At 47.9% G+C, this 16,968-nt stretch carries 10 protein-coding genes; 6 read left to right on the top strand and 4 right to left on the bottom strand.

Annotated elements, in window-relative coordinates:
* Positions 1 to 9: 9 nt before the first annotated feature.
* Entirely contained in the window at positions 10 to 1,044 is a 1,035-nt protein-coding gene (gene mltG, locus F752_RS0114195; RefSeq protein WP_017732409.1) for an endolytic transglycosylase MltG, read from the bottom strand.
* Between the two features lie 250 nt (positions 1,045 to 1,294).
* Here mltG and F752_RS0114190 point away from each other — a divergent pair, with 250 nt between their 5' ends.
* A complete protein-coding gene (locus F752_RS0114190; RefSeq protein ID WP_017732408.1) occupies positions 1,295 to 1,930 on the top strand; it encodes an L-threonylcarbamoyladenylate synthase in 636 nt (211 codons plus the stop codon).
* Here F752_RS0114190 and F752_RS0114185 read toward each other — a convergent pair.
* A complete protein-coding gene (locus tag F752_RS0114185; RefSeq protein ID WP_026135750.1) occupies positions 1,927 to 2,784 on the bottom strand; it encodes a lysophospholipid acyltransferase family protein in 858 nt (285 codons plus the stop codon). The genes F752_RS0114190 and F752_RS0114185 overlap by 4 nt on opposite strands.
* Positions 2,785 to 2,934: 150 nt before the next feature.
* Here F752_RS0114185 and F752_RS0114180 point away from each other — a divergent pair, with 150 nt between their 5' ends.
* Together F752_RS0114180 and F752_RS0114175 are read left to right on the top strand one after the other, a co-directional pair.
* Positions 2,935 to 3,582: a WbqC family protein gene (locus F752_RS0114180; RefSeq protein WP_017732406.1), complete on the top strand. Its 648-nt coding sequence runs from the start codon at positions 2,935 to 2,937 to the stop codon at positions 3,580 to 3,582.
* 98 nt (positions 3,583 to 3,680) lie between these two features.
* The gene (locus F752_RS0114175; RefSeq protein ID WP_017732405.1) at positions 3,681 to 6,233 is read left to right on the top strand and encodes an ATP-dependent Clp protease ATP-binding subunit; all 2,553 of its coding nucleotides are present in this window, start codon (positions 3,681 to 3,683) and stop codon (positions 6,231 to 6,233) included.
* A 222-nt stretch (positions 6,234 to 6,455) separates the two neighbouring features.
* Here the strand turns inward: F752_RS0114175 and F752_RS0114170 are convergent, their stop codons facing one another.
* Positions 6,456 to 8,528 (bottom strand): hypothetical protein, encoded by a 2,073-nt coding sequence (locus F752_RS0114170; RefSeq protein WP_017732404.1) that lies wholly within the window; start codon positions 8,526 to 8,528, stop codon positions 6,456 to 6,458.
* 276 nt (positions 8,529 to 8,804) lie between these two features.
* Positions 8,805 to 9,551, bottom strand: a complete 747-nt coding sequence (gene fabG / locus F752_RS0114160) for a 3-oxoacyl-[acyl-carrier-protein] reductase (RefSeq protein WP_017732402.1) — start codon at positions 9,549 to 9,551, stop codon at positions 8,805 to 8,807.
* Positions 9,552 to 9,923: 372 nt separating this feature from the next.
* Here fabG and lpdA point away from each other — a divergent pair, with 372 nt between their 5' ends.
* The 3 genes from lpdA (at position 9,924) to F752_RS0114135 (ending at position 16,963) form a co-directional block, all read left to right on the top strand.
* Positions 9,924 to 11,321, top strand: coding sequence for a dihydrolipoyl dehydrogenase (gene lpdA, locus F752_RS0114150; RefSeq protein ID WP_017732400.1), 1,398 nt, complete (start codon positions 9,924 to 9,926; stop codon positions 11,319 to 11,321).
* 477 nt (positions 11,322 to 11,798) lie between these two features.
* A complete protein-coding gene (locus F752_RS0114140; protein WP_017732398.1) occupies positions 11,799 to 15,914 on the top strand; it encodes a tetratricopeptide repeat protein in 4,116 nt (1,371 codons plus the stop codon).
* 110 nt (positions 15,915 to 16,024) lie between these two features.
* The gene (locus F752_RS0114135) at positions 16,025 to 16,963 is read left to right on the top strand and encodes a glycerophosphodiester phosphodiesterase family protein (protein WP_017732397.1); all 939 of its coding nucleotides are present in this window, start codon (positions 16,025 to 16,027) and stop codon (positions 16,961 to 16,963) included.
* The last annotated feature ends 5 nt before the right edge of the window (positions 16,964 to 16,968 follow it).

The raw sequence follows: 16,968 nt of genomic DNA, 5'->3' as shown, positions 1-16,968 counted from the left end.
TAGCATGTACTATCTGTAAACTTTTTGCTTGTTCAGGGCCTGCTGCCATTTGCGGGCATTGCGTAAATGCTCGCGGTAGGTGGCGGCAAAATTATGGTAACCCGAGAAATCTTCCCGGGCGCAGAAGAAGAGAAACCGGTGATCCTCGGCGTTTAAAACCGCATCAATGGCTGTAATGGACGGCACATTAATAGGCCCTGGAGGTAGCCCTGCATACATATAGGTATTATAAGGCGAGTCTATTTTCTTATGCTCGTTCAGCACACGGCGAATGGTAAAGTCATTGGCAGCAAAAATAAGGGTAGGGTCTGCTTCCAGCCTCATATTTTTGTCGAGGCGGTTCAGGTAAACGCCGGCCACGCGGGGCATTTCATCTCTTTTGCTGGTTTCGGCCTTTACAATAGAAGCCAGTACACTCACTTCCTTTGGATTCAGCCCTAGCTGCTCTGCTTTTGCTCTTCGTTCTTCGTTCCAGAACTTCTCATACTCTTCATGCATCCGTTCAAATACCTCCTCTGCAGAGGTAGTCCAGAAGAACTCGTAAGTATTCGGAATAAACATGCTTACAACATTAAGGCTGTCGAAGCCATAGCGGGCCAGCGTGGCCGAGTCGTGCATGAGGCGGTACAACTCCTCCTCTTCCGCCATCAGGTTTTCTGAAAGCTCCTTTGCCAGCAGCTCTTTGGTACGCACATTATTAAAGGTAACATTTACCGGCGTTTGCATGCCGGAGCGCAGGAGTCGAATAGCTTCCAGGTTGCTCATATCCTTTTTCAGTACATAGTGCCCGGGCTTTACATTTTCAGGATATTCCATCAGCTTGCTTAAAAAGCTAAAAGAAATCATGTCCTGGATAATGCCTTCTTTGTGCAGGCGTTTCCTTAACTCCTCAAAACTTTCCTCTGGCTGGATAATAAGGGAGCGGTCTTCCTGCTCTACCAGTATGTTTGGGGTAAAAACAATCTGGTAAGCATAAAAGGAGAAGGAGGTTAATAAAACCGAAAACACGACCAGCCCTACAAGGAGTATTTTTCTGTTTTTCATCTGTTTTTTACTAAATTATATGCAGCAGAAGGCACCGCCTTTTTTAGCCACAATGGCTGCAAAATTAATAAATAGTTTCTTTAGTTGGCTAAACAAAAATGGTGCTGCTTGTATTTGTATCAACAAACGCCGTTTTTCGGGTAAGAACGGAAATTAATTAGGAATTAGTTCTTTGCCGGTACAGGAAGGGGTAATGCCACCCGTCTCTACTTTCCTGTTCCGCAAATCCATCACTACAATATTAAAGAATATGGCTGCAGAATTGCTCAAAATCCACCCCGATAATCCAGATCCCCGCCGAATACACCGAGTAATGGAAGTGCTCCGCGATGGAGGAGTGGTTATTTACCCTACCGACACCATATATGGTATTGGCTGCGATATTTTTAACCAGAAGGCTGTGGAGCGGGTGTGCCAAATAAAAGGAGTGCCGGTCGATAAAACCATGCTGTCGTTTATCTGCCAGGACATCAGTCACATATCGGAGTATGTAAAGAGCATTAGTACTCCTGTTTTTAAGGTGATGAAAAAAGCATTGCCCGGCCCCTTTACCTTTATTCTCGATGCCAGCAGTAAGGTGCCAAAGATTATTCATGCCAAGAAAAAAACTGTAGGAATACGGGTGCCCGACCACAACATACCCCGCCTGCTGGTAGAGCGCCTGGGTAACCCTATTATTACCACTTCGGTACTCGATGAGGACGATGTGCTGGAATACACTACCGATCCTGAGTTGATTTTTGAGAAGTATAAAAACCTGGTGGATGTGGTGATTGATGGAGGGCCGGGAAATAATGTTCCTTCCACCGTAATTGACTGTACCGGCGATATGATGGAGGTGATACGCGAGGGAGCCGGCGATATTACTAAATTTGCCGAAGTTTAAGACTGCAATTCTTCTGGCGGGCGGTGCTTCCAGCGCCTGTGTGACCAGAGGTAATCGGCAGGTGCCTGGCGGATGCCTTCTTCTATGAGCTGCACATAGGTTTCGGTAATTTTATTTTCGGGCATTGTCTCAGGATTATCGGTAATCAGCCGGAAAATAACCTCGTAGTGTCCGCGCTTTACTCTTTGCATATCGGCATATATTACCGGCATCTTTAGCTTCCTTGCCAGCTTTTCCGAAGCATTGTAAAAAGGAGCAGGGCGATTCATAAAAGGAATCCACAGGCTGTTAAGGGCTTTATGGGGGCTTTGGTCCGACATAATGGCCAGTAAGCGGGGGATATGGTTTCGGCGGATGCTGTCGCGGAGAAGCTCCTGCTTTTCAACCATTCTCGCGCCAAAGCGGCTGCGGATCTGGTACATCAGTTTCTCAAAAAACTGGCTTTGCACCTTTTTATAGGTGGCGTCGATAGGCACGTTTAAGATAAGGCTATGAGAAGGTGTAAGCCACTCCCAGCCTGAGCGGTGGGAAGACAGCACCATTACCGGCCTCCCTTCCTTCAGGAACTGGAAGAGGGGTTCAGGGTTCAGCAGCTTTACCCGCTTCCGATATTCCTGCTCCGACATTTCCAGTCCTTTAAATGCCTCCAGCCAGAGGTCGGTAAAATGGAGGTAGAACTTCCGCCGTAACTGCCGGATTTCCTCAGGGGCTTTTTCCGGAAAGGCAAATCGTAGGTTATCCTCAATCACCTTCCGCCGGTATCTTACCACCTTGTCGAGGAGCCATGCCAGTACAGCCGAAAGTCCATACACGAGCGGAAAGGGCAGGCGTGCCAAAATCCTTATCAGAAACATGCTTACAGGTTTAGGCTGCAAATTTGCAGATAAATAGGGAGCAATCATGGCAGATGTACTAAAATATTGCACTACCGTACAGCCAGGGCTCGTTTTTAAATAAATTGCTTTACTTTTAAGGGAAGTAATCAATGAAGCTGAAAAGATAAGATGAAGGAAAAGCCTGCCATACTAGTTGAGCTGCAATATTTACCACCGCTGGAATACTTTGTGCTCCTGGCCGCCGGCAGGCTGGTGCTGCTCGATGCGCACGAGCATTATGTAAAGCAAACCTACCGGAACCGCTGTTATATTAAAGGGCCACACCAGCTCGAAAAGCTGACAGTACCGGTAAAAGGAGGTGGTAAGAAGGTGAAAACCAGTCATATTGCCATAGACTACCGGCAGAAGTGGGTGCAGCAACACTGGCGAGCTTTACAGGCCGCTTATGGAAAAGCACCCTTCTTCGAACATTATGCTCCTTACTTCGAAGATATCTATAAAAAAGAGCCTGCGCAGCTGTGGGAATTGAACTATGAACTGCTGACATTATGTCTGAAATTACTGCAGATGGAAACAACCCTAGGCTTTACCGACTCGTATTTAGATAATACAAATCCTGCTGTTCTGGATTACAGGACACGCATAAATCCAAAAAAAGGGCCGCTTGCCAATAAAATTTACAGGCCGGTGCCTTATAATCAAATTTTTGGCAAAGATTTTGCCTATAATTTAAGTATTGTGGACCTGCTTTTCTGCGAAGGACCTTCGGCTAATCTTATCTTACATAAATCTGCCGACCTCAGTTTGAACATTTAAAAATCATATTTCGTTTTTACGTTAGATGTTCTATATTTAGAGAAGAACTCATCCACAAGAGAAATAAAACATTTTGCATATATATACCCAACTTGAGTATGGAAGCTAAATTTTCGAATAGAGTAAAAGAAGTAATATCACTTAGTAGGGAGGAAGCGCTTCGTCTGGGACATGATTACATAGGTACAGAACATCTGTTACTGGGCATGATCCGGGAGGGCGAAGGTGTTGCCGTAGGCCTGCTCAAGAAGATTGGTATTTCTTTAGATGAATTACGTACATCCGTAGAACGGGCAACGAAAGGGACTGCCACCCACCAGGTGAAGAACCTTGCCAATATACCCCTTACCCGCCAGTCGGAGAAGGTACTGAAAATTACTTATCTTGAAGCAAAAATATTTAAAAGTCAGCTGATTGGTACTGAGCACCTGCTGCTCTCCATTCTGCGTGATGAAGATAATATTGCTACCCAGATACTGGAGAAATTCGATGTTACCTATGATGTCGTGAAAGAATTACTGGAATACCAGACGGAGAACCCGATGGCCTCGTCCGATACAGACGATGACAATGACGATGGTAACCGAATCTTCGGCGGAAGCGGATCCTCTTCCGGACGCGAAAGCTCCGGCAAAGGAGCGGAGAAATCCCGTACCCCTGTGCTTGATAATTTCGGGCGTGACCTCACCAAACTGGCCGAAGACGACAAACTTGACCCTATAGTAGGGCGTGAAGATGAAATTGAACGCGTGGCGCAGATTCTGAGCCGTCGTAAAAAGAACAACCCTATCCTGATTGGTGAGCCTGGTGTTGGTAAAACCGCTATCGCGGAAGGTCTGGCCCTTCGAATCATTCAGCGGAAGGTATCGCGCGTGCTGTTTAACAAGCGTGTGGTAACCCTCGACCTTGCGTCGCTGGTGGCCGGCACCAAATACCGCGGTCAGTTCGAGGAAAGAATGAAGGCCGTAATGAACGAACTGGAGAAATCTCCGGACGTAATCCTGTTTATCGATGAGCTGCACACCATTGTTGGTGCCGGTGGAGCCTCAGGCTCGCTCGATGCCTCCAATATGTTTAAGCCGGCCCTTGCCCGTGGCGAAATCCAATGTATTGGTGCCACTACCCTTGACGAGTACCGCCAGTACATCGAGAAAGATGGTGCCCTGGCCCGCCGTTTCCAGATGGTAATGGTCGATGCTACTACCGTGGAAGAAACCGTAGAGATCCTGCACAACATTAAGGATAAGTACGAGGAACACCACCATGTAAACTATACCCAGGAAGCGATTGATGCCTGCGTGAAGTTATCCGACCGCTATATCAGCGACCGCTTCCTTCCGGATAAGGCCATTGACGTGCTCGATGAGGCCGGAGCGCGCGTGCACATCAATAATATTCACGTGCCCGACGAGATTGTAAAGCTCGAAAGCGATATCGAAGATATTAAGGTAGAGAAAAACCGGGTTGTGAAAAGCCAGAAGTACGAAGAGGCAGCCCAGCTGCGCGATAAGGAGAAAAAGCTGATTGAACAGCTGGAATCTGCTAAAAAACGCTGGGAAGAAGAAACCCGCACCAAGCGCTACGAAGTAAATGAAGACAACGTAGCCGAGGTAATTGCCATGATGACGGGCATTCCTACCAAGCGTGTGGCGCAGAACGAAAGCAATAAGCTACTCGGAATGGGCGAAGAGCTCAAGCGCAACGTTATTGGCCAGGATGAAGCCATTAAAAAGCTGGTAAAAGCCATACAGCGTACCCGCGTAGGCCTTAAAGATCCGAAGAAGCCGATTGGTTCCTTTGTATTCCTCGGCCCTACAGGTGTAGGTAAAACAGAGCTTGCCAAGGTGCTGTCGACTTACCTCTTCGATAAGGAAGATACCCTCATCCGTATCGATATGAGTGAGTATATGGAGAAATTCTCCGTATCCCGCCTGGTTGGAGCACCTCCTGGTTATGTAGGTTATGAAGAAGGTGGTCAGCTGACAGAGAAAGTACGCCGTAAGCCTTACTCAGTGGTATTGCTCGACGAGATTGAGAAAGCGCACCCGGATGTGTTTAACCTCCTCCTGCAGGTGCTGGACGATGGTATTCTTACCGATGGTCTTGGTCGTCGTGTCGACTTCCGGAATACCATCATCATCATGACCTCCAATATTGGGGTGCGTGACCTGAAGGACTTCGGTGCCGGTGTAGGTTTTGCTACGGCTAATCGCAGAGAAAATTCGGATGAGATTATGAAATCGACCATCCAGAATGCACTGCGCAAGGCCTTTAGCCCTGAATTCCTGAACCGCCTCGACGATGTGATTGTGTTTAACTCGCTACAGCGGGAAGATATTCACCGCATCATCGATATATCGCTCGGCAAGTTGTTTAACCGCGTAAAATCGCTGGGCTACAATATTGAGCTGACCGAAAAGGCGAAGGACTTTCTGGCCGAGAAAGGTTACGACCAGCAATATGGTGCCCGTCCGCTGAACAGGGCCATCCAGAAGTATCTGGAAGACCAGGTAGCGGAGGAAATCCTGAAAGGAGGCTTACAGGAAGGGGATACCATTCTGGCAGATCATAAAGCCGAAGCGGAAGAGCTGACGCTGACTAAAAAAGAAAAGAAGAAAGAAGAAAAAGAAGAGAAGGATAATAAAAAGTAATCAGCTGGTTGGTTGATACTGATAAGTTAATGACCAGTTAAACTTAAACTTCTTTTCAGAAGATAAACAAAAAGAGGCTGCTTCAATCTGAAGCAGCCTCTTTTTGTTTTTACTGTTGCCGGACTTTTATGGTAAGATTGCCATGATGTTGGCAGATGAAAATTTAAAAGGTCGGTAGGGGTCTTTGGTCAGTTGCTGGGTATTCCTGAGTGCTGCTAATTATTAATAACTCCCATTATACTTCCTGATAAACCACTCCGCTGAAATGAGCAGGAGGATGAGGAAGAAGAGCCACTTCAGGTGGATGATGGGCAGAAAATCTTCAACGGCATAGACCGTACTCTTAAACTCCTTTGCCCTCAGGGCTTCTTTAAGCTCATCAGCTTCGCTCATGGGGTAAAAAGCGCCGCCGCTTTCCGCAGCCATTTTCCTGAGCAGGTTAAAGTCGGCCGTAAGCTCCAGCGATTCGAGTTGCAGTTCATTGACGGTAAACTCACCGGAGCTAGTTAATTGTTCGCCCTGCCGGGTGGTGCTGGCCTGGTAGGTATACACACCCTGCGGAAGGTTGCTAATGGTATAGCGCGGGTTATTGCGGCTGTTGGTGTACTGATAGGTTTTCTGCTCGCCGGCTTCATTGGTCAGCGTCAGCTTAATTTCCTGCCCCCAGATTCGCTCATACAGCTGGTTATACACTTCAGTTTCAAAGGTAACTCCCTCGGTATCATACACCTCCCGCTCGATGGGGTATACTTTAAAAGGGCGTCGGTCTTCTTTTGCGGAAAGCAGTTGTACGGTTTTCTGCACCAGCTCATCGAAGGCGGTAAACTGTTCGGCCTGGGCCCACTCCTGCAGGCGCCATTGCCATATTCCTTCTCCGAGCAGCACGGCTGTTTTTTGTTCACCTGCAGTCTGCATTACCAACAGGGGGCGCTCTGTGGCAATATTACCTACCTTCTGGTAGAGCAAAGTAGCAGCCTCTCCCTTTAGGGTAACCTGCCCGAAGGGCACGAGCACGGGAGGGTATTCATTGAGCAGGGCAACCAGTTCGGCCGGATAAGTAAAGAGGGGGAAGGCCGGGTTATACACCGGAAACACTTCGTCGAACTCCTGTGCACGCTGCTCGATGCTCAGGAGCTTATTTCGCTCGTTAAAGGCAGGAATATTGGTTTGCCGGCCAATTATATACCAGTGGGCTTTACTGCTGTTAAGCACCTCCTCCAGTTGCGGAACGGACTGGCGGGAGGGAAGCTGGTGCAGAATAAGCAGGTCGTATTTATCTGGTTTAAACTCACTGATGCCGGGGATGTAGAGCGAAACCTCGTAGTTCTCATTTTTTTCGATGGCACTCCGGATAGCCTTAATGTCGGGGTGAGGGGCGGGAGCGGCAATTAATATTTTTTCCTGGCCTTCTACAACCTCTATGTAGGCATGCTTGCTGTTGTTGGAGATGGTAAATTCAGCTTTTTTAGGTGTTATACTTACCACATAGTGCTGCAGGCCTTCAGTGGTTGCTTCCAGAATAAACTCTGTTTCGTACAGCGGCTGGTTTTCCCGGAGCTGAATTTCTTTTTGTGCCAGCACCTCTCCTTTATACGAAACGCTTACTACAGCGCTTTCACCCTCAAAACCATTTTGCTCCAGCTCGGCCAGCAGCCGGAACTGGTTGCCCTGGTAAGCGATTTTATTATAGTAAAGGGCTTTCAGGTTAAGGTCTTTTTTAGGAATGGTATCGCCCAGGCCGAGGGTATATACCGGAAAGCTGGCGGGAGTATAGGCAGGGGAAAGGCCCCGGTTGTAGATGCCATCGCTTAGTAACACTAGACCTGCCAGATTGCGATTCTCATACTCAGCGCTTACTTCCGTCATTAGCTGACTTAAATTTGTGCTCTTTTCCTGAAAGCGGAGGCTGTCGGCGGGTAATATGCCGCTGAGGGAACGGACCTGTACGGCAGCCTCTTCGCCCAAAGCCTTCTCCAGTTCCTTTACGGTTTTGCGGATATTTTCCAGTTGTGCCGAATCATATACTTCTGCCAGGGAAAGGCTGTTATCCACGGCAATCACAAAAGTGGGTTCTTCGAAGGTCCGTTTAAGCTGTTTCACATAGGGGCCTAACAGCAGCAGAGCGAGGAGGCTTACAACTAAAAAGCGAATGGCAAAAAGCGCAAAATTAATGCTGCGCGACCAGCTTTGCTTAGCGGCAGGTTTATATAATAACCAGGCAAAAGCAAGACCTGCAAGCAGGCAAAGTAAAATAAACCAGGGCGATTGCTCAAAAAGAAACTGAAACTCTTGCATGCTTAATGTGCTGAGGTGCTATTTCGTTAACTGCCGGCAGGCAGGTCTGCTAATTTAGTGAACTTCGGGTTTTATTTTGGTAAAATTCTCCTTCAGTATCAATACAGAAACTAAACGAGTAAATGAATCAACATGGTATGAGCTGCTCCGGCTTTGGAAAAGCAAAAAAAGAAGCCACCCTGTTTAACTCTCCCAAAGCAGAGAAAGTTGTACGGGGTGGCAGGTTAAATAGTAGAGGGTACTAGGCGCTAACTGCTTTCATTGCCTCCTGGTGCATTAAGTAAGCATTCCGCCATCGACCTGCAGTACCTGTCCGGTCATGTAAACCGACATATCGGAAGCCAGGTAAACAGCGCAATCGGCCACATCTTCAGGCTTGCCACCCCTTTTGAGTGGAATAGCATCGCGCCAGCTTTGTACGGTTTTTTCATCCAGTACATCCGTCATTTCTGTTTCTATAAAACCGGGGGCTATGGCATTACTCCGGATATTGCGGGAGCCCAGCTCCAGTGCAACAGACTTTGTAAAACCAATGATGCCTGCTTTGGAAGCGGCATAGTTGGCCTGTCCTGCATTTCCTTTGAGCCCTACTACTGAGGTAAGGTTGATGATGGAGCCACTCTTCTGCTTCATAAACGTGCGGGTGGCGGCTTTTACCGTATTAAAGCAGCTCTTCAGGTTTACATTAATTACATCATCCCACATTTGCTCAGTCATGCGCATCAGCAGGTTATCTTTGGTGATACCGGCATTATTCACCAGCACATCGAGTGAGCCGAAATCGGCCACCACATCGTTAATGAGCTGCTCTGCTGCTGCAAAGTCAGAGGCATCGGAACGATAGCCTTTTGCCTTTATGCCTAAATCAGAAAGCTCTTTTTCCAGCGCCTGGCCTTTTTCTACGCTTGAGAGATAGGTAAAAGCAACATTGGCGCCCTGTTCGGCAAAGCGCTGTGCAATGGCCCTACCTATGCCTTTGGAGGCGCCGGTGATGAGGGCAGTTTTCCCTTCCAGTAATTTCATAAAATATAAGTTAGAATGATTGATCTCCTTCAGTTCAGTTTGTTTTCGAGGACAAAAGTAGAAAAATATTAATAATTTAGTCAAAAATCCGGAAGAAGCTCTGTTGCTGTACTATCTGCTCCTTTGCTTTTAATATTTAAGGGGTATCTGCAGGTAAGTGCTCTGTTGCCGCCATTTCCTCAACCATTGAACAGCCAAAGCCTTTCACTGTTATAAAGAAGGTATATTTCTGTGCGGTGCCGGTATTCATAGAGGGAAGGACTTAAATCCTGAATGGTAGAATATCTGGTAGCTTAATTAGGCGGTGTTTTTTTCTAAGCCTAAAAAAATTAATTTTGCATAAATTTTTTAACGAACATAAATCAATCTGATATGTCAGACAAAAAATATGATTTGATTGTAATCGGTAGTGGCCCTGGGGGATATGTGGCGGCTATCCGTGCCTCTCAGCTTGGGCTGAAAGTAGGTGTAGTGGAAAAGGAAAGCCTTGGAGGCGTTTGCCTGAACTGGGGTTGTATCCCTACCAAAGCCCTTCTGAAAAGTGCGCAGGTATTTGAATACATCAGCCATGCCAAAGATTACGGAATAGAAGTTAGTGATGCCAAAGCCAATTTTGGCGATATGATTAAGCGCAGTCGCGGAGTAGCCGATGGCATGAGCAAGGGTATCCAGTTCCTGTTTAAGAAAAATAAAATTGACCATATTCAAGGCTTTGGTAAGCTTAAGTCAAAAGGCCAGGTAGAGGTAAAAGGCGAAGATGGTAAAACTACTACTTACGAAGCAAAACATATTATGCTGGCTACCGGAGGCCGTTCCCGCGAACTGCCGAACCTCAAGCAGGATGGCAAGAAAATTATTGGATACCGTGAGGCCATGTCGCTCGATAAGCAGCCAAAATCTATGGTGGTAGTAGGCTCCGGTGCCATTGGCGTCGAGTTTGCTTATTTCTATAATTCCATCGGTACTGAAGTAACCATCGTGGAGTACCTGCCGAACATTGTACCGGTAGAGGATGAGGAAGTGTCGAAGCAGCTGGAAAGAATCTACAAAAAGGCAGGCATGAAAATTATGACTTCTGCCGAGGTAACTAAAGTAGATACCGGCGGCAAAGGCTGTAAAGTAACTGTTAAGACCAAAAAAGGTGAAGAGCAGCTGGAAGCTGATATAGTTCTTTCGGCCGTTGGAGTTACTACCAACCTCGAAGGCATAGGCCTGGAAGAGGTAGGCGTAAAGCATGAAAAAGGAAAAGTGCTGGTAGACGATTACTACAAAACCAATATCGACGGAGTATATGCTATTGGCGATATTGTGGCAGGCCCTGCCCTTGCACACGTAGCCTCAGCCGAAGGCATTGTGTGTGTGGAGAAAATCGCCGGCCTCAATCCTGAGCCTATCGACTACAAAAATATTCCTGGCTGTACTTACTGTTCACCTGAAATTGCTTCTGTCGGATATACGGAGAAAGCTGCGAAAGAAGCGGGCTATGAAATTAAGGTGGGTAAATTCCCTTTCTCGGCCAGTGGTAAAGCCAGCGCGGCGGGTGCCAAAGATGGCTTTGTAAAGGTAATTTACGATGCCAAATACGGCGAGTGGCTGGGTGCCCATATGATTGGTGCCAATGTAACGGAAATGATTGCCGAGGTGGTTGCTGCCCGCAAACTCGAAACCACCGGTCATGAAATCCTGAAAACCATTCACCCACACCCTACGATGTCGGAAGCCGTTATGGAAGCCACCGCGGCTGCCTACGACGAGGTGATTCACTTATAAGAAAAGGTTCTCAACCTGTAGCCTGGCCGTTCAGCCAGGCTTTTTTTATGCCCCTTCACTTTTGCCAGCAACCTTCAGTAGAAAAAGGCCGTTAAATAAATAAAGATTTTTTGATAGCAGCTCGCCGCAGAGCCTATTGTTAACCTAACTTTTTTGTTAAATGAGACATGTATTACAGCGGGTAAAACCCTCTACTTTAGTTGGACTGGTATATTTTATTCTCTTCATTATTTTCATGATCGGCTAAACTGAGCCTGAATTCCCCTCCTCAGGAATACATTTGCCTGGCTTTAACCTTTTCTGTGAAGAGCCCTCCTCAAAAGCCTAAATGGTAACGCAGACAACGAATCATAACCTGTGTAAGGTCCGGAATGAAAAAGGCTTCAAATACCTCAGGCCTTTTTTTGTTATCTGATGCATTGCCCATAATTTGTATTTTCTTTCCTGAATAATCTGATGAAAACACAACCAATAGCCATGCAAGCATATTACAGGCCTTTATTCCTGCTGTTCCTCTTTTGCTTCGTAGCACCCGGTATCCAAGTTAAAGCCCAAAATATTGTGGAAAGCGGCACTTTTCTGCTGCAGGCCCTCGATAAAGAGGGAAATGTGCTCAGGCAGGGGAGCGGGTTTTTTATCGATGCCCAGGGGCGGGGAGTAGCCCACCTGAGTATAGTAAAAGGAGCTGAAACTGCTCGTCTTATCAGTAAAGACAGTACGCTTCACCAGATTATAATGGTAGAAGCGGCTGACCCAAAGACAGGTTTGTTCCGGTTTTCCATTGATAATAACCTTACAACTTCCTTTTCCCCCTATAAACTTGCAGCTGGCGCTATTGCAAAAGGGGCAGCCTTCTCTCTTCTGCAGGCTAAAGCAGCTCAGCAGTACGAGCTGCAGCCGCTTGCGTTGCAGGAAAAAGGAGACCTCCTGGGATATGGAGAAATATTATTAGCTGCAGGCCCCGGAGCTGCTGCTGCCGGTGCGCCTGTGCTGGATAGTAAGTCCAACCTACAGGGAGTGTACCTCCCGCTGGAACAGCATGGGCTGATTGTACCGGTCGCTCATTTAGGCAATATGCCTGCGGAAGGTAAATCATTTAAAAGCTGGATTAAAGGGGCCGCTTATGAGCCACATTATGTAAAAAGTATCGTGGCGCTGCAAAAGCAGAACTGGCCGGAGGCCATCTCTTCACTCAAAAAAACTTTACTTTCCTTCAATGAAGCCTCCCTGCATTACTGGTTAGGTCAGGCCTATGTGCAGAACCGGCAGTTCCCTGAAGCTATTCAGGCATACGGCCAGGCCATTACTCTCCGGAAGGATTTTGCAGAAGCATATGCGGGTCGTGGGCTCCTGTATGCCCAGACAGCTAAATGGGCCGAGGCTTATGAGGACTTAAAGAAAGCTCCGGAAAATGAGCAATACCAGGGATTGTACTTTTTCCGCGGTCTGGCTGCTTACGAAACTAAGCGCCTGGCCGAAGCCATTGCAGATTTAAGTAAAGTAAAAGCAGGTGCACCGGAAAGCGGCAGAGCTGCATTGCTGTTAGGCCATGCTTATTTCAAACAGGAGCAGTATGCAGAGGCTAAGTCTGCTTACGATAAAGCCGCCGCCGCAGGCTTGGAGGATAAGGAGTTGTATTCAAACAGAGGCCGGGCGAGCTACATGACAGGCAACGCTTTGGCGGCCATAGAAGATTATTCCAAAGCCATTGCGATGGACGCCGGACTAAAACAAGTATATCTCCACAGGGCGGAAGCTAATGAAAAAGGAGGTGCCTGGGCCAAAGTACTTGCAGACCTTGAACAGGCGCAGAAGCTGGGGGAACGGACTAAGGAAGTATACCTTCGTACTGCCCTCGCCGCTTATAACAGCCAGCAGTGGAGTAAAGCAACAGCCGAATTCGATAAAGCCATCAGTGCCGGAGAAAATATACCGGAGGTAATAATGAAACGCGGTCTGGCTTTTTATCAGCAGGAAAAATGGCAGGAGACAGTGCGCGACCTGCAGGCAGCGCGGAGCAAAGGCCAAAAAGGAGTGGAGTTGTATTCCGCTCTGGGTACTGCGCTATTCCATAGCGGGAATGCAAAAGAAACGGCAGAGGTACTCACCTTTGCCCTTGAAGCAGGTGCTAAAGAGCCGAAACTGCACCTTTACCGAGGACTTTCTTATTATACTCTTAAAAATGCACAGGCCGCCCTCTCAGATTTGGACATCGGCATTGCAGGCGGAGAAAAATTGGCAAAGGCTTTTTACAGCCGTGGCCATTTAAATTTTCAGGCAAAAGCCTATGCCAAAGCCATCAGCGATTTTAATGCTGCAGAAGTGGCAGGCTCCACAGAAACAGGCCTGTACCTGATGCGCGGGCAGGCGTACCTGGCACAAAACCAGGGGGCACAGGCTATTGCTGATTTTAGCAGTGCCATACAGCAGAACAGCCAGCTATCTGAGGCTTATCTGTACCGGGGGCAGGCTTACTATGGCGCGCAAAACTATACGGCCGCTATCGCCGATATGGAAAAAGCAGCACAGGCTGGCTATAAAAATCCTGAACTCTATAAAATGCTGGGCTATGATTATTACGAAACAAATAAACCTGCCGAAGCGCTGCAAAATCTGAACAAGGCTATTGAAGGGGGTATCCAGGAAGGAAGAGCCTTTGCATTACGTGGCCATCTTTACTTAGCGGAGAAAAACTTTGCAGCAGCTGAAAGTAACTTCACGAAAGCACTTAGCCTCGGTGAGAAAAGTAATGATTTATACAGCGGAAGAGCAAAAGCCCGCTTTGAGACAGGCAACTTTAAAGGCGTAGTCGAAGATGCAAACCAGCTCGGGAATGAACTTGCCGGTTTGCGCGGATTAGCTTTATATGAGCTAAAGGAATGGGGAAAAGCGGCAGCAGACCTTAAAATAGCCCTCAATCCAACCCCTGACATGCGTTATAAGAGGGGAAATGCCCTGTTCCGGCTCGAGAAATTCGCCGAAGCTGTTACTGCTTACAACGAGGCAGAAGGCGCTGGCGTGCAGGAAGCTGCGCTGTATAATAATCGCGGTAAGGCCAAAGCACAATCGGGGCAGGCAGCGGCAGCCATACAGGATTACGGGCTGGCCATTCAGAAAGATGCTGCCTTTGCAAAGGCATATCTTAACAGGGGAGGCCTATATTTTGCTGCTAAAGAATATGAGCAAGCCAAAACTGATTTGGAGAAAGCAGCCTCATTAGGCGAAACAGAGGGCAATCTGTTCCTGTACCTCGGGCTTTCGCATTATTTCTCCGCTAATTATCAGGAAGCAGTGGCCCAGCTCGATAAGGCCATCAATAGTGGAGTTACTGATAAGCAGGCCTGGTGGGGGCGGGGAAATGCACGCTTCTTCCTGCAGCAGTACAGCGAGGCGTTGCCCGATTTGAATAAAGCAATCGAGGCTGGCTTTGACGACCAGCAGGTATATCTCAGCCGTGGCAATGCCCGCTATTCCCTAAATGATTTGAAGGGAGCGAAAGAAGACTTAGATAAGGCCATAGCCAAAGGAGCGAAGAGTGCAGAGGCTTATCACCACCGGGGCCATGCCTTATACGAAGCCGGTGCTTTACAGGAAGCGCTGGCCGATTTAACTGAATCTCTGAAGCTGGACCAGAATTATATTGCGGCCTATTCTCTCCGGGGAAATACGCAGTTCCGCCTGGAGCAATACGAAAAAGCCATACAGGACTACACCAGCGCGATAGATTTGGGTGAGACGGATAAGCTGATTTTCAATAACAGGGGAAAGGCGCTGTATAACCTTAAAAGGTACGAAGAGGCCATAGCAGATTATACCAAAGCCCTTGAAATGGACAAAGCATACCACCAGGCCCGCTCCAACCGCGGCTTGGCTTATTATGCCATGGGGGCCTATGAACAGGCGCTGGCCGATTTGGAACAAATAGAAAATGCGGGCGGCGCCGACGTGGCAACGCTTGGCCTGATGGCAGATGCGGTGTATATGCTCGAAGACTGGACAAAAGCAGTTAATTATTACCAGCAGGCCATTAGTAAAGGAGGGCGTACGGCAAATAACCTCTATCGGCTGGGGCACGCTTATATGGAGCTCGATGAACTGAAAGATGCGGTGCGGAGCTTTGAGCAGTCCCTCCTGGTCGACGATAAACAGCCGGAGGTATTCCGCAAGCGTTCGCAGATATACCTGTCGGTAAACCAGCAGCGCCTCGCCCTGGCCGATTTGGATCGTCTTATCACGCTGAGCCCCTCCGATACCAATGCCTATTACAATCGCGCCACCATTCGCGACCTGTCGAAAGATTTTGGAGGGGCCATAGCCGACTATAGCAAAGTAATTGAACTCAACCCTAACGATGCCATTGCCTATTACCGCCGTGGTAATGCGCAAATGGGGCAGGAAGCTTGGGAAGCGGCCATGAATGACTTTAACAGGGCTATTCGAATGGATGAATCGAATGCAGAATTCTTCCGTAACAGGGGCTATGTGCAGTTTGAGTTGAATGATTTGGAAGCGGCCTGTGCCGACTGGCAGAAGGCGAAAGAAATGGGCGACAGCAAAGCAGGCTTTTACCAGGAGCAGTACTGCAGCGAATAAAACCATCTTCCTGTGTTCGTTTTAAACTGATTAGCTTCAGAATCTCAGAAACCCGCTTAAATGCGGGTTTCTTTTTTTGCGCAGGCTCATGTACATTTGTGAAAAAACACATGAAGTATCGCCATTATCTTGCTGTTCTCCTGCTGTGCCTGTTTTCTGCCTGCACCCAGCAATCGCAGCGAGAGGAAGCGCCTGTACCCCTGCACCGTATCGTGTTGGAAGATGCGGAGGACCTAAAAGAATTTTTCAGCTGGCATCCAGCCCATGTGCCGCTGGTGAGCGCCCACAGAGGGGGACCTGCACCTGCTTTTCCGGAGAATGCAATAGAAACCTTTGCCCGCGTACTTCATCATACCTATGCCATTATCGAAACAGATATTTCCCTTACAAAAGACAGTCTGCTCGTGATGATGCACGATAATACCCTCGACAGAACAACAACGGGAAAGGGACCTGTCATTGACTATACCTTAGCCGAAATACAGCACTTAAAGCTGCTGGACCAGGAAGGGAACATTACCCCTTATCGGGCACCCAGCCTGCAGGAGGTGTTGGAGTGGGGCAGGGGCAAAGTGGTATATACTTTGGATGTCAAAAAATCTGTCCCCTTCGAAATGGTAGTCGATGCGGTGGAGGAGGCCAATGCCGAAGCCTATTCGGTTATTATCGCCTATAGCCTTCGCGATGCCCTTAAAATACACGAGCTCAACCCCGATCTGCTGATTAGCCTCTCCATTCAACAGCCTGCCGACCTCGAGCGAGCGGTGGCAGCGGGTTTGCCAGCCGAAAATATTATTGCCTTTACAGGTACCTCTCTGTCCGATCCTTCGCTCTATCAGTACCTGCATGAGCAGGGCATTTACACCATACTGGGTACCCTTGGCAACCTCGATAAAAAAGCCGAAGCCAGGGGAGATCACCTGTATCGTAACTTTATAGGAGCCGGGGCGGATATTCTGGCAACGGATCGCCCCATAGAGGCGGCCGAAGCCCTTGAGCCGATGGTAACCATCCCGGAAAGGCTCGAAAAATATTTTATTGTCGAATAATTACG

This window comes from Nafulsella turpanensis ZLM-10 (genome assembly GCF_000346615.1).
GTDB lineage: Bacteria > Bacteroidota > Bacteroidia > Cytophagales > Cyclobacteriaceae > Nafulsella > Nafulsella turpanensis.
This window is presented reverse-complemented; position numbering and strand designations above follow the sequence as displayed.

What these genes read in the sequence shown, in the direction of transcription:
- mltG (WP_017732409.1), bottom strand. Translation starts at nt 1,044, where the DNA reads ATGAAAAACAGAAAAATACTCCTTGTAGGGCTGGTCGTGTTTTCGGTT.
- F752_RS0114190 (WP_017732408.1), top strand. Translation starts at nt 1,295, where the DNA reads ATGGCTGCAGAATTGCTCAAAATCCACCCCGATAATCCAGATCCCCGC.
- F752_RS0114185 (WP_026135750.1), bottom strand. Translation starts at nt 2,784, where the DNA reads ATGTTTCTGATAAGGATTTTGGCACGCCTGCCCTTTCCGCTCGTGTAT.
- F752_RS0114180 (WP_017732406.1), top strand. Translation starts at nt 2,935, where the DNA reads ATGAAGGAAAAGCCTGCCATACTAGTTGAGCTGCAATATTTACCACCG.
- F752_RS0114175 (WP_017732405.1), top strand. Translation starts at nt 3,681, where the DNA reads ATGGAAGCTAAATTTTCGAATAGAGTAAAAGAAGTAATATCACTTAGT.
- F752_RS0114170 (WP_017732404.1), bottom strand. Translation starts at nt 8,528, where the DNA reads ATGCAAGAGTTTCAGTTTCTTTTTGAGCAATCGCCCTGGTTTATTTTA.
- fabG (WP_017732402.1), bottom strand. Translation starts at nt 9,551, where the DNA reads ATGAAATTACTGGAAGGGAAAACTGCCCTCATCACCGGCGCCTCCAAA.
- lpdA (WP_017732400.1), top strand. Translation starts at nt 9,924, where the DNA reads ATGTCAGACAAAAAATATGATTTGATTGTAATCGGTAGTGGCCCTGGG.
- F752_RS0114140 (WP_017732398.1), top strand. Translation starts at nt 11,799, where the DNA reads ATGCAAGCATATTACAGGCCTTTATTCCTGCTGTTCCTCTTTTGCTTC.
- F752_RS0114135 (WP_017732397.1), top strand. Translation starts at nt 16,025, where the DNA reads ATGAAGTATCGCCATTATCTTGCTGTTCTCCTGCTGTGCCTGTTTTCT.